Here is a 13,141-nt window from a genome sequence, read left to right as displayed (position 1 = left end):
CGGACATCGGTTACGACCACAGCAATATCAGCACTGCGAACAAGAAGGTGAACAATGGCTGGAACTCAGCTCAAGGCCGCCGAAGCGGCGGCGGTGGTGAACGAACTGCTCGACGCGTGCGACGGCATTTCGCGCACGATCAGCAATGTGCAATCGACCTTCGACGCCGCCCGCGCGGGCTGGCAGGGCGAGGCCGCGGTCGCGGGCCAGAAGGCCTCCGAGGACTGGCAGTCCGAGGTCAAGCGGATCAACGACCGCCTCGACGAGATCAAGGAAACGGTCTCCGAGGGCAACAAGACCCTGACCAACGTCGACGCCGAGAACGTCGATGCGCTGACCAACCTCATCTGACGACACGACTTTTCCTGGAAGGGGAGCGCTCATGGGCGACATGAAGTACGACGACGCGACACGGGACACCCTGCTCGCGGAGCTCGACGGCTACTACAAGGACCTCGACGGGTACCACGACGCGCTGGTCGCGGCCCACAACAAGCTGGTCAACGTGGCCTGGGAGGACAACGAGGGCGCCGAGGGTTTCAAGACCGCATACGGCAAGTGGGAGAAGGAGTTCGAGGACACCCACCAGAAGCTGGAGCGGTTGCGCGACGCCGTGGACGCGGCTTTCGGCAATGCGAAGGCGGCCGACAACAAGGTGTACAACGCCTTCTGATCGGCGGCCCGATCGCAGCGACCAGAGCGCCCCGGCCATTCACGAGAAGGGCCGGGGCGCTTGGTATTTCGGCCTGGCGTCAGACCCGCGCCGCGCGATGCACGTGCAGGTAGGACAGTTCGGAGGGTGTCGCGACCATGCGGACCGTTTTGGTCCCGCTGTCGGTGCGCACCGTCACCAGATTGGGTGTGTGCGGATCCTCGGTCAGCACCACGTCCGGTTCGAAATTGTCATGCGGCACCGGGGCGCTGCGCAGCAGCACGATCGTGACATCGGAGTGGTGTCCGGTCGGGGGAATGCCGTCGTAGACGACGACGCTGGCGAAGCGGTGCGCATTGGCCTGCTGTGAGCCCGCCGACCAGGACGCCAGCGTCAACGACTGCGGCGCACCGACATCGGCGACCATCGCCCGCCACGCATCGTGGCGATTGGTGTGCACCACCACCGAGGCGCCCAGTGCGATGGCCCGCAGGATCACCTGCTGGGCGACCAGCAGCGAGCCGATGATCTCCACCCGCCGCACATGCTGTCCGACCAGCGGCAGCGCCACGCCCTGACCGGAGGCGTCCGCGCCGATCAGCTGTCCGCATCCGGCGATCGGCATCGGCAGGTCGGTCAGCGAATCCGGTTCGCCCAGATAGCTTTCCGGGGCGAACTGCTGGCCCTGGGCGGCGATCGGCAGCGTGTACATCAGCGCCCGCAGCTGCCGCCCGGGCAGCGGCAGCAGGCCCGCCGCGGTGACCTGGACCGGCTGGCCCCAGGTGTCGAAGCGGGCCAGTGCGGTGACCTCGATACCGGCGTCACCCGCCTGCGCCTTCGGGCCGGTGGCCCGTTGCATGCGCACCGTGACCGTGGTGCCCAGGGTCGAGGTCGACCAGACCGCGGCGATTCCGGCCGGTCCCAGCGCCTCCGGTGCCATCCGATACAGGGTCGAGTGAATCTCGTTGTGCACCAGGCTGCGTGGCGTCTCGGTGATCTGGTCCAGCGGAATGTTGCGGGTGAGATGGTGGACCGCGGCGGTCATCTCGGCGGCCGACAGCACCGCGGCGGACAGGCCGCGCGCGGCCAGCCGGTTGGCTACCCGGCGGGTGGCGACGATGGCGCTCCGCAGGGTGCCGGTGGCCCCGCCGCCGCGCCGATTCACGGCCGCGGCGTTGGCGAGCGGATCCAACCGCAGCACCACCCACACCGTGCGATGGGCGACCGCGGGCAGCGGGCCGAGGACCTGTTCGTACAGCCGCGCCACCGGGCCCGCCCCGGCGGTGCGGGCGCCGGTGCTGATCACATCGATCGAGGCCAGCTCGATATCGAATTGGTCGAGGCAGCGCGCGATCTCCGGCAACGGCATCATGTCGTCGGAGATCAGCGAGCGCGGACTGAGCAGCGTCACCGTGCGCGGCTGAGCCTCGATGCGCAGCATGGTGAGCAGGTGGGCGCCGTCCCAGCGCATGCCGTAGGTGCCGCCCTCGGGCAGGGGAACGTCGAACGGTGCCTGGTTGGTCGCCGTGGAGCGGTTGCGGAACGCATTCCAGCGGAAGGTGATCTCCTCGTCCAGCGCCGCCGCCACCGATCGGCCGCGCACCGGGATCAGGCCCACGGCGAGGATCAGCGCGGCTATCCCCGCGGCGACCGCGGCCATCGCGCCGAAGGCGACGGCGACGAGCGAGGCCACGACCGCGATCAGTGCGACCGGAATGACCAATCGCAGCGGCAGAATTCGAAACAACCAGAATTGTGGTGAACGCAGCGGCGCCGCCGAATGACTCGAGTCGGTGCCTGCTGTGGTGGGGCCCATGCGCTCATCATGGACCGAACTTCGTCCGCTTCGCTACTCTGACTGCTGCGGCAAACAACCTGCCGCGTTTCCACCGGGCTGATTCGGAGGCGTCGTGCCGGCACAGTTGACCACGAAACAGCAAGTCAACGGCTACCGGTTTCTTCTCAAACGCTACGAGCATGCGTTGATCCGCCGGGATGTGCGAATGCTGCACGACCCCATGCGGTCGCAATTCCGCTCATTGGTCGTCGGTGCGGTACTCGGTGTTCTGGTGGTCGCCGGGGCCGCGATTCTGGCGTTCCTGCGGCCGCAGGGTTCGGTCGGCAAGGCGAACATCGTGATGGGCAAGGAAAGCGGCGCGCTCTACGCCAAGGTCGACAACACACTGCATCCGGTGCTGAATCTGGCCTCGGCGCGGCTGATCACCGGCAGCAACGAGAAGCCCACCTCGGTCAAGGAATCGAAGCTCAATCTGCCGCGCGGCGCGCTGCTGGGGATTCCCGGTGCCCCCGCCGCGCTGCCCGGATCGGCGCAGGGCGAGCAGTCGACCTGGACGCTGTGCGATGCGGTGCCGCTGTCGGAGGCGGGGACCGCGAGGCGTTCCTCGGGGGCGCGGACCACGGTCATCGCGGGCGAACTGAGCGAGTCCGTACCTGGTGCGGCGCACTCGCTGGCGGCCGATGAGGCGCTGCTGGTGAGCCGGGAAGGCAAGACCTACCTGTTGTTCGACGGCAAACGTGCCGAAGTGGATCCGCGCGATTCGGTGCTGGTGCGTTCGCTGGGGCTGCGGGACCATCATCCGCGGCCGATCAGTGCGGGGCTGCTGAACTCGGCCGTTCAGGTGCCGCCGCTGACGCCGCCGGCCATCGACCGGATCGGTGAACCGGGACCGTCGCGGCTGTCGGGTGTGCCGATCGGTGGCGTGATCCGGGTGCAGCGCGTGGATTCCGCGGAGCTGTATGTGGTGCTGGCCGATGGTGTGCAGCGGGTTTCGCCGTTCGCGGCAGAGGTGATCCGCAACGCGAACTCGCAGGAGATGAAGGAGATCACCGCGGTCCCGCCGGACCGGCTGGTGGGAATTCCCGTGGTGAACCGGCTGCCGGTGGACCAGTTCCCCGGCCCGATACCGAAGATCATGACCGCCGAGGAGGCTCCGATCGGCTGCATCACCTGGTCGAAGGCGGAGTCGGATCCGGCCGCGACGGTGACGCTGCTCGCGGGACGTGCCCTGCCGCTGCCGGAGTCGTCCAAGCCGGTCGAGCTGGCCACCGCCGACGGCACCGGCGACCGAGTCGACGCCGCCTACCTGCGCCCGAACTCCGGTGAGTACGTCCAGGCCACCGGCATCGAGCCCGGCAGCATCCGCCAGGGCAGCCTGTTCTACATCGCCGACAACGGAATCCGCTACGGCATCCCCGACGCCCCCACAGCAACAGTCCTAGGCCTCGAACAACGCCCCCGCCCGGCCCCCTGGCCCATCCTCGGCCAACTCGTCCCCGGCCCCACCCTCTCCCGCACCGACGCCTTGATCAGCCACGACACGCTACCCACGTCCCCTTAACCCTGCGCTCCGGCCTGGCGGCCGGAGCGCAGGGATTCGAGGTGGCCCTGCGGCCGGGCGGCAAGCTCCATCGCCGGGGCGTAGCGGGTGGTCAACTGATTCCCTGGCGCGCTTGCCCACCCACATTTCTGGCTGGGCTTGGTCGCTTACATCCCTGACCGCGCTTGCGCGGGCAGGGTCAGCGGAGGGTGCCGAGGACGTTGTCCAAGGCGTTGCGCATGTCGGAGGCTTCGATGCGCATCAGGGTCGAGGCGTCGACGGTGGTCAGGTCGAGGTTGTCGTCGGTGGCGAGGCGGAATTCGCGTTCCTCCTCGGCGGCTTCGACGACGTTGCGGATGAAGCGGCCGTTGCCGGCCAGGTCGATGCCGCGGCGGGTTTCGCCGCTCTGATCCACCGCCTCGCGCTGGTACAGCTCGCCGCAGGCGTTCACCAGCAGGGCGTGGGCCTCGTCCGACAGCTCCGAATCCCGTTTGCGGGCAATGAATCGGCCGATGTCGCCGAGTTCCTCCGGGGTGTAGGAGTCGAATTTGACCCGCTTGGCGAACCGGGAGGCCAGACCGTCGTTCGATGCCAGGAACCGGTCGATCTCGCCGTCGTAGCCCGCGATGATCACCACCAGCCGATCGCGATCGTCCTCCATGCGCGCCAGGAGCGTATCGACCGCCTCGCGGCCGAATGCGTCGCCGCCGGAGAGCCCGGTCTGAATCAACGTATAGGCCTCATCGATGAACAGCACGCCGTCCATGGCGCTATCGATCAGTTTGTTGGTTTTGATCGCCGTACTACCCAAATGCTGTCCGACGAAGTCGGCGCGTTTGGCTTCGACAAGTTTGTCGGTCTTCAATAACCCTAAGCCACAGTAAATTTTTGCGACCACACGAGCGATGGTCGTCTTACCGGTTCCCGGCGGGCCGGTGAATGCCAGGTGCTGCCCGCGCGGCACACTCGCCATCCCCTTCTCGGCGCGGATCTTGGCCAGCTGTGCGGTCGCCTGAAGTTTCGCGACCTGAGTTTTCACCGCGGCCAGACCGATCTGCTGATCGAGTTCGGCCCGGGCGGTCTCGAGGATCAGCTTGGCCTTGTCGTCGCGCTCCTCCTGGCCCATCTGTTCGACCGACGGCGCCGAGGCCGGATCCCAGCGGTTGGTGCGCGCGTCGATCTGTTCCCTGGTGGTGACGGTGATGCGGTACTTGCGATCCCGCATGGCCATGGTGTTGGCCTCGAAGCCCGGAGCCTCCGAGAACACCTTCTCGAACAGCGCCTGCGCCTGCTCCTCGTGGCCGGTCTCGCGCAGGCACAGGCCGCGGCAGAAGCGCGCCGTGGTGGCCGCCGCCGGAATGGGCCCGGCCTCGGCCTGCTCCATCCGCCGGATGGCCTCGCCGAACAGCCCCAACTGCGCACAGGCGGTGCCCACCATCACGTGCGCACCGGCGGCGAGGAACGGGTCGTCCCAGTCCGTCGATCCGGCCAGCACGGTCATGACATCGGGCCAGCGCTGCGTCGTGTAGTGCAGGACGCCGCGCACGTATGCGGCGATCCGGTCGTCGGTTTCGCGGTCGGACTGCGACACCTGACCGGCGCGGTGGCGGGCCAGCTCGTCGAGCACACGCTCGGCCTCGTCGTATTCGCCGTCGGCGATCAGCTGGGAGGCCTGCGCCAGCCAGATCTCGGTGAAGCTGGCCAGCGGGTAGTCGATGTACTGACCGACGACGAACCGCCCGGCGAGCATCCGCGGCTGCAGGCCGAGCCGGCGCTGCTCCCGGAAAAGTGTTGTGGTACTGGTTTTGTAAAGATTGAACAGTACTTCGCGGGTGACTTCACCGGCGGCGGCCCGTCCCAGCCAGGCATCGCACATGCCGGGGTCCCATTCGGTAGCCCGTTGGAATGCGAGCTTGGCGTAATCGAGGTCGCGGGCAGATTCCTGCCCATCGATGGCTATGCCCAGTGACAGAACGCCGGCATCGAAGGCGCGCTGTGCTTGGCGGTTGCCGGTCATGTGGGTGCGTCCCTAATACTTTGAGCTGTGCGATTTCTCGCTCAGCATACCGGGTGCGCCTGCGCTGTTTGTTCGATAAGTTTGTGACCGATGCCAGCGGGGCCAGTGAGTGTAGGGAGTCATCCAACTCGTGACCGAGCCATCTAGTAGCGGCTTGGGCGCCGCCGATCCCGATCTCTGCCGAGTATCGGTGATCGGCGGTAATACCCAGGTGGATCTGGGTCTGCCGGCGACGGTTCCGATCGCCGCGTACATCACCGATGTGGTCGAGCTGATCGAATCGCGCAATCCCGACCTGTCCGAACAGGACGAGGCAGCGCCGCCGCAGACCCAGCACTGGACGCTGGCGCGGATCGGCCGCGATCCGATTCCGCCGAACAGGACGCTGACCGAAGCCGAGGTGTACGACGGCGAACTGCTGGTGCTGCGGTCGGTGACGGCCAAGGAGGCGCCGGCGCTGTTCGACGACGTGATCGACGCGGTGTCCAAGCTGACCACCGAATCGTTCCGGTCCTGGTCGCCGGTGTCGGCGCGCTGGATGGGCCTGATCGCGGGCCTGTTCGCGATCCTGGCGTCGTTGGCACTGCTGGCGATCGCCAAGAGCGACGACGGGGGTGTCGCTCCCGGCGCGATCGCGCTCGGTGTCGGGTTGGTCGCCATCGGCGCCGCCGCCATCGGCGCTCGCCGCTACCCCGAGTCGCGGCTGGTGACGGTCATGCTGTCGCTGTACGCCGTGCTGCTGGTGTTCGGGGGTACCGGCATGCTGGTGCCGAACGACCTCGCCAGTCCGCATGCATTGCTGGCGTGCGTCGCCGCATTGGTCGCCGCGGCGGCCTGTTACAGCCTGACCCGCATGGGCGCGACGCTGTTCGCCGCGGTCGTCACCATCACGGTCTTCGCCGGGGTGTCGTCCCTGGTGCACATGGTGTGGGAGCCGGAGCTGTACAAGATCGCCGCCGGTGTGCTGGTCGCGGGACTGATCACCATCACCCTGGCGCCGCGGCTCGCGGTGGCCGCCGCGCGCCTGCCGGTGCCGCCGGTGCCGACCGCGGGCGGCGCCATCGATCCCGCCGATCACGAACCACGGCCCACCATCGCCGATATCGGGGCCATCGGCGCGACCGCGCTGCCGTCGGCGGTGGGGCTCGAACAGCGGGCCCGGGCGGCCAACGACTACCAGTCCGGCATGATCATCGGATGCACCCTGGCCATCGCGGTGAGCGCGGTGGTGGCCGCCGATCCGCTCGGCAGCGGGCGCTGGCAGGGCATCGCCCTGGGCGTGGTGCTGGCCCTGATCCTGTGCCTGCGCGGCCGCTCGTTCGCCGATCTCACCCAGGCGAGCACCCTGATCGCCGGCGGTGCGGCAACCCTGATCGCGGTGCTGATCGGCGTCGGGATCGGCCACGACTCCTGGCTGCTGGCGACCGCCGGTGTGCTGCTGGTGGTGGCCGCGGGCGCGGTCGGATTCGGCGTGGTCGGCCCGCACACCGAGATGTCGCCGGTCGTCCGTCGCACCGGTGAGATCTTCGAATACCTGTTGATTTGCACGATCATTCCGCTGGTGCTGTGGATCATGGATCTGTACTCGGCGGCCCGGAACCTGTGATCCGCGGCGGTATCCCGATGATTCGGCGTCACCCACCCCGCCGCAGTCAGCGGGCGGGGCTGCTGATGTCGCTGGCCGGTGCGGCGATGGTGCTCGCGGCCAGCGCCGCGATTCCCGTTCCGGCCGCCGCTGTCGCGCCGCCGATCGTCGACGACGGTGCGTTGGGCCCCGCGCTGGCGATCAACGCCCGCGGCGGCCCGCCGGACGAGACCCAGCCGAGCCGGGTCTGCGCCGAGCCGATGCTGCGCGGTGGTCCGCCCCGCGATATTCCGCTGCCGCAACGGATTCTGAATCTCCCCGCGGCGTGGCAGTTCAGCCGGGGAGCGGGTGTGAAGGTGGCCGTCATCGACACCGGGGTGAGCCGGCACCCCCGGCTGCCCGCCCTGCAGGGCGGCGGCGACTTCGTGTCCACGTCCGACGGGACCGACGACTGCGATGCCCACGGCACCGTCGTCGCGGGCCTCATCGCCGCCCGGCCGAGCCCCGACGACATGTTCGCAGGCGTTGCGCCGGAGGCGGAGATTCTCAGCATCCGGCAGCTGAGCAGCGCCTTCGAGCCGAAGAATCGGGAGGTCCGGGAGGCACCCGGCACGATCAGCCGGGAAACCTACGGCAATGTGCTCACCCTGGCCGCCGCAGTCGTGCGCGCGGTCGACATGGGCGCCACCGTGATCAATATCTCCGAAGTGGCCTGCAGCCAGGCCGGTTCGGATCCGGCGGACGCGGTGCTGGGTGCGGCGGTGAAATACGCCTACGACCGCAACGTCGTGGTGGTGACGGCGGCCGGAAATACCATGCAGGGCACGGCGTGTGAGACGCAGAACGACGGGACCGGTTGGGGCGCGGTGCAAACCATCGTCACTCCCGCCTGGTACTCCCGATATGTGCTGTCGGTGGCGTCGACGGAGCCGGACGGCTCGGTGTCGCCGTTCTCGGTGCACGGTCCGTGGGTCGGGGTCGCCGCACCCGGGCGCAATATCGTCTCCCTGGACAGCAAGGCGGGTTCCGCGGGGCTGATCGACGCCGTCCAGACGAACGAGGGCAGCGGGCCCATCGACGGCACCAGCTTCTCCAGCGCCTTCGTCTCCGGACTCGCGGCGCTGGTGCGGTCGCGGTTTCCGGAACTGAACGCACAGCAGGTGATCGATCGCATCGTGCGCACCGCGCAGGCCCCGGGCACGGGTCACGACGACCGCACCGGGCACGGCTTGATCGATCCGCTGGCCGCGCTGACCGCGCAGCTGCCGGATCGGTCGGTCGCCGACGGGTCGGATGCGCCGCGGGCGATCGCGGGCCCGACGCCGCCGACGCCGGTCGACCCGGCCCCGCGCCTGATCGCTACCGTCGGCTCCATCGTGCTGCTCACACTGCTCGGCCTCGGCTATGCGGCGTCGATTCCGTTCCGCAAGCGCCGTGACGACGTGGATCCGGCCGGGGCCGGATCGGGAGAAGGGTTGTAGGACATGGCAACCGAAGGCTTCGTGCGTCGACCGCGGATCGCTCCGCCGCGGCCGCCCGGCGGTGAGGTGGCGCTGAGCCCGCCGCCGGAAATCGAGCGCCCGGTCCCGGTGAATCTGCTCATCCGGCTCATGCCGCTGGTGATGGTGGTCGCCGTGGTCGGCATGATCGCGATGATGGTCATGATGGGCCGCAGCCTGCTGACCAACCCGTTCATGATGATGTTCCCGATGATGATGCTGATGTCGATGGTCGGCATGATGGCGGGATACCGCGGTGGCGGCGGCCCGAAGAAGGCGGCCGAACTCAACGAGGAGCGCAAGGACTACTTCCGCTACCTCGACCAGGTCCGCAAGGATGTGCGCAAGACCGGCGGCGCGCAGCTGGCCGCCCTGCTGTGGAGCCATCCGGCGCCGTCGGATCTGCAGTCGATCGTCGGCAGCAGGCGCATGTGGGAGCGCCGCCCCAACGATCCGGATTTCGGTCACGTCCGGGTCGGGGTCGGCAGCCACCGGCTGGCCACCAAGCTGGCCCGGCCGGAAACCGGTCCGCTGGAAGACCTCGAGCCGGTGTCCACCGTGGCGTTGCGCCGGTTCGTGCGCACCCATTCGGTGGTGCACGGCCTGCCGACCGCGATCTCGTTGCGCGCGTTCCCGGCCATCAACATCGAAGGCGACAAGGCCGACGTGCACACGCTGGTGCGTTCGATGCTGATGGAATTCACCACCTTCCACGGCCCCGACCACACCGCCGTCGCCATCATCTGCGCCGATCCCGACAGCGAGACCTGGTCGTGGGCGAAATGGCTACCGCACCTGCAGCATCCGGTCGACCGCGATGGCATGGGTTCGATGCGGATGATGTACCGATCGCTGGCCGAACTCGAAACCTCCATGGCCGCCGAGCTGCTCGAACGCGGCCGGTTCATGCGCAACGCCCAGCCCACCGCCGGGCGGGTGCATCTGCTGGTGATCATCGACGACGGATACGTCAGCGGCAGTGAGCGATTGGTCAGCGACGCGGGCCTGGACTCGGTGACCGTCATCGATCTCACCGCCCCGCAGGCCGGGTTGGCCGTGCGGCGCGGTCTGCAGCTGGTGGTCGTCGACGGTATGGTCGCGGCGAAATCGGCTGCGGGCGTGGAGAAATTCGCCACTGCCGACGTCGTGACCCGGGCCGAGGCCGAGTCCCTGGCCCGGGATCTGGCACGGTTCCGGATCGCGACGGCGGCCCAGTTGGTCAGCCTCGGCGACGAGACCCGCGCCGACCCCGGCCTGATGGCGCTGCTGAAAATTCCCGATGCCGCGCAGATCGATCCGGCCGTGGTGTGGCGTCCGCGCAGCGACCGGGAACGGCTGCGGGTGCCGATCGGCATCACCCCCGACGGCACCCCCGTGGAGCTGGACATCAAGGAGTCCGCCGAGAACGGTATGGGCCCGCACGGGTTGTGTATCGGCGCCACGGGTTCGGGCAAGTCCGAATTCCTGCGCACCTTGGTGCTGTCGATGGTGACGACGCACTCCCCGGATCTGCTCAACCTGGTGCTGGTCGACTTCAAGGGTGGCGCCACCTTCCTCGGGTTGGAGGCGCTGCCGCACGTCGCCGCGGTCATCACCAACCTCGAGGAAGAACTCTCGATGGTCGACCGCATGCGCGACGCGCTGGCGGGCGAGATGAATCGGCGCCAGGAATTGCTGCGCGCGGCAGGCAATTTCGCGAACGTCACCGACTACGAGCGAGCCCGTGCCGCCGGTGCGCAGCTCGATCCGCTGCCGGCGTTGTTCATCGTGGTCGACGAGTTCTCCGAACTGCTGTCGCAGAAGCCGGATTTCGCGGAACTGTTCGTGATGATCGGCCGGCTCGGCCGGTCGCTGCGGGTGCACCTGCTGCTGGCCTCGCAGCGGTTGGAGGAGAACAAGCTGCGCGGGCTGGATTCACACCTGTCCTATCGCATCGGCCTGCGCACCTTCTCCGCCAACGAATCTCGCGCGGTGCTCGGCATCACCGATGCCTACCACCTGCCCAGCGTGCCCGGCTCCGGCTACCTCAAGAGCGATGCCGACGATCCGCTGCGCTTCAACGCCTCCTATGTGTCCGGGCCGTATGTCTCCCCGCGCGGCAGTTCCCGTCGGACGGAGGGTGGCAAGAGCGGAGAGCAGTCGCCGGTCGTGTTCACCGCCGGCCGGGTGGAAGTGCCGGAGGCTCCGGCGGCGGTAGAGGTGAGTCCCTCCCGGCGACTGCCGGAACTGCCTCCGCCGCCGGGAGAGGCCGAGCCCGAGGACGAGCTGGGCGTGCCGCCGACGCTGCTGAACGTGGTGGTGGAACGGCTGCGCGGCCACGGCCGCCCCGCCCACGAGGTGTGGCTGCCGCCGCTGGACGAGTCGCCGTCGGTGGATATGCTGCTGCCCGACCCGGATTGGCGGTCGCCGGTCAACCGGCACGGCCAGCTGTGGCTGCCGCTGGGCGTAATCGACAAACCGTACGAGCAGCGCCGCGACGTGCTGATCGTCGACCTGTCCGGGGGGCAGGGCAACGTCGCGGTCGTCGGCGGTCCGCAGTCGGGTAAGTCGACGACGTTGCGCACGATCGTTATGGCCGCCGCCGCCACCCATACGCCCGAGCAGGTGCAGTTCTACTGTCTGGACTTCGGTGGCGGCACGTTCGCGGGTCTGGCGGGTCTGCCCCATGTGGGTTCGGTGGCCAACCGGCTCGAGGTGGATCGGGTGCGCCGGACCGTCGCCGAGGTGACGACGCTGCTGCGTCAGCGTGAGGAACGCTTCCGCGAGCTCGGCATCGAATCCATCGTCGAGTTCCGCAAGCGCAAGGCGCGGTTGAATCAGCTCGATGCGCATCAGCGCGCCGCGGATTCGTTGGCGGAGGACCAGTTCGGCGACGTCTTCCTCGTCGTCGACGGCTGGCCGACCATCCGCGCCGAATTCGAGCAGATGGAGCCGTTGTTCAATGCCATTGCGGCACAGGGCCTGTCCTACGGTATTCACCTGGTGCTGTCGGCCAACCGCTGGGCGGAGATCCGCCCGGCCGTGAAGGATCTGATCGGCACCCGGCTGGAGTTGCGATTGGGCGATCCCTCGGACTCCGAAATGGACCGCCGCACGGCCGTTCTCGTGCCGGTCGGTCGGCCTGGCCGCGGTATCACCCCGGACAAGCTGCATATGCTCATCGCGCTGCCGCGGCTGGATTCGGATTCCGATCCGCACACCCTGGCCGAGGGCATCGCCGGCGCCAAACAGCAGCTGAACGAGCTCTACGCCGGGCGGCGCGCGCCGGACGTGCGGATGCTGCCGCTGGAGGTGTCGCGCGACCAGGTGCTGGCCGAGGCGCAGCGGCGGGGCATGGTGCTGGACAAGACGCATATCCTCATCGGCCTCGGTGAGAACGAATTGGAGCCGCTGGTCCTGGATTTCGACAGCCAGCCGCACTTCATGGCCTTCGCCGACGTCGAATGCGGCAAGACCACGCTGCTGCGCAACATCGTGATGGGCATGGCGGAGAATTCGAACGCCGACGAGGCCCGGGTCATCCTCATCGACTACCGCCGCACCATGCTCGGCGTGCTAGAGGGTCCGCAGCTGGCCGGATATTCGACCTCGGCGCAGACCTCGTTCGGCATGATCAAGGAGGTCGCCACCTATATGCAGAAGCGGATTCCGGGTTCCGACATCACCCCGCAGCAGCTGCGGGAGCGCAGTTGGTGGACCGGGCCCGAGATCTATGTTGTGGTCGACGATTACGACATGGTGGTGACCGGCGGGCGCAACCCGATCGAACCGCTGCTGGAATTCCTGCCGCAGGCGCGCGACATCGGCCTGCACCTGGTGGTCGCGCGACGGTCCGGCGGCGCCTCCCGGGCGCTGTACGACAAGGTGCTGGGCACCTTGAAGGACATGTCGGTCGACGCGCTGCTGATGAGTGCGCCCAAGGACGAGGGCAAGATCCTCGGCGACATCCGCTCCACCAAACTCCCACCCGGTCGCGGCACCCTGCTGTCCCGCAGCCGCGAAACCGAAATGGTCCAGGTCTCCTACCTACCACCGCTGTAACCATATGGA

Annotated in this window: 8 protein-coding genes; 6 read left to right on the top strand and 2 right to left on the bottom strand. The window is 68.2% G+C overall.

The window, feature by feature from the left end; all coding sequences use genetic code 11:
- Nucleotides 1–54 precede the first annotated feature (54 nt).
- Both IU452_RS03200 and IU452_RS03195 read left to right on the top strand, forming a co-directional pair.
- A complete protein-coding gene (locus tag IU452_RS03200) occupies nt 55–351 on the top strand; it encodes a WXG100 family type VII secretion target (RefSeq protein ID WP_195107313.1) in 297 nt (98 codons plus the stop codon).
- A 31-nt stretch (nt 352–382) separates the two neighbouring features.
- A complete protein-coding gene (locus tag IU452_RS03195) occupies nt 383–673 on the top strand; it encodes a hypothetical protein (RefSeq protein WP_195107312.1) in 291 nt (96 codons plus the stop codon).
- A gap of 79 nt (nt 674–752) precedes the next feature.
- Here IU452_RS03195 and eccE read toward each other — a convergent pair whose 3' ends face one another.
- Nucleotides 753–2,468, bottom strand: coding sequence for a type VII secretion protein EccE (gene eccE / locus IU452_RS03190; RefSeq protein WP_195107311.1), 1,716 nt, complete (start codon nt 2,466–2,468; stop codon nt 753–755).
- Between the two features lie 94 nt (nt 2,469–2,562).
- Here eccE and eccB point away from each other — a divergent pair, with 94 nt between their 5' ends.
- Entirely contained in the window at nt 2,563–4,011 is a 1,449-nt protein-coding gene (gene eccB, locus IU452_RS03185) for a type VII secretion protein EccB (RefSeq protein ID WP_195107310.1), read from the top strand.
- Nucleotides 4,012–4,189: 178 nt separating this feature from the next.
- Here the strand turns inward: eccB and eccA are convergent, their stop codons facing one another.
- Nucleotides 4,190–6,007 carry a type VII secretion AAA-ATPase EccA gene (gene eccA, locus IU452_RS03180; RefSeq protein ID WP_195107309.1) on the bottom strand — a complete coding sequence of 606 codons (1,818 nt, stop codon included), beginning with the start codon at nt 6,005–6,007 and terminating at the stop codon, nt 4,190–4,192.
- Between the two features lie 130 nt (nt 6,008–6,137).
- Between eccA and eccD the strand changes: the two genes are divergently transcribed.
- The 3 genes from eccD (at nt 6,138) to eccCa (ending at nt 13,132) form a co-directional block, all read left to right on the top strand.
- Nucleotides 6,138–7,613, top strand: a complete 1,476-nt coding sequence (gene eccD / locus IU452_RS03175) for a type VII secretion integral membrane protein EccD (RefSeq protein WP_195107308.1) — start codon at nt 6,138–6,140, stop codon at nt 7,611–7,613.
- A 65-nt stretch (nt 7,614–7,678) separates the two neighbouring features.
- Nucleotides 7,679–9,073, top strand: coding sequence for a type VII secretion-associated serine protease mycosin (gene mycP, locus IU452_RS03170; protein WP_416382274.1), 1,395 nt, complete (start codon nt 7,679–7,681; stop codon nt 9,071–9,073).
- 3 nt (nt 9,074–9,076) lie between these two features.
- Nucleotides 9,077–13,132: a type VII secretion protein EccCa gene (gene eccCa, locus IU452_RS03165; RefSeq protein WP_195107307.1), complete on the top strand. Its 4,056-nt coding sequence runs from the start codon at nt 9,077–9,079 to the stop codon at nt 13,130–13,132.
- The last annotated feature ends 9 nt before the right edge of the window (nt 13,133–13,141 follow it).

Origin of the sequence: Nocardia transvalensis, assembly GCF_015477765.1 — a bacterium.
In the GTDB taxonomy this organism is placed as follows: domain Bacteria; phylum Actinomycetota; class Actinomycetes; order Mycobacteriales; family Mycobacteriaceae; genus Nocardia; species Nocardia transvalensis_A.
This window is presented reverse-complemented; position numbering and strand designations above follow the sequence as displayed.

What these genes read in the sequence shown, in the direction of transcription:
- IU452_RS03200 (WP_195107313.1), top strand. Translation starts at nt 55, where the DNA reads ATGGCTGGAACTCAGCTCAAGGCCGCCGAAGCGGCGGCGGTGGTGAAC.
- IU452_RS03195 (WP_195107312.1), top strand. Translation starts at nt 383, where the DNA reads ATGGGCGACATGAAGTACGACGACGCGACACGGGACACCCTGCTCGCG.
- eccE (WP_195107311.1), bottom strand. Translation starts at nt 2,468, where the DNA reads ATGGGCCCCACCACAGCAGGCACCGACTCGAGTCATTCGGCGGCGCCG.
- eccA (WP_195107309.1), bottom strand. Translation starts at nt 6,007, where the DNA reads ATGACCGGCAACCGCCAAGCACAGCGCGCCTTCGATGCCGGCGTTCTG.
- mycP (WP_416382274.1), top strand. Translation starts at nt 7,679, where the DNA reads ATGTCGCTGGCCGGTGCGGCGATGGTGCTCGCGGCCAGCGCCGCGATT.
- eccCa (WP_195107307.1), top strand. Translation starts at nt 9,077, where the DNA reads ATGGCAACCGAAGGCTTCGTGCGTCGACCGCGGATCGCTCCGCCGCGG.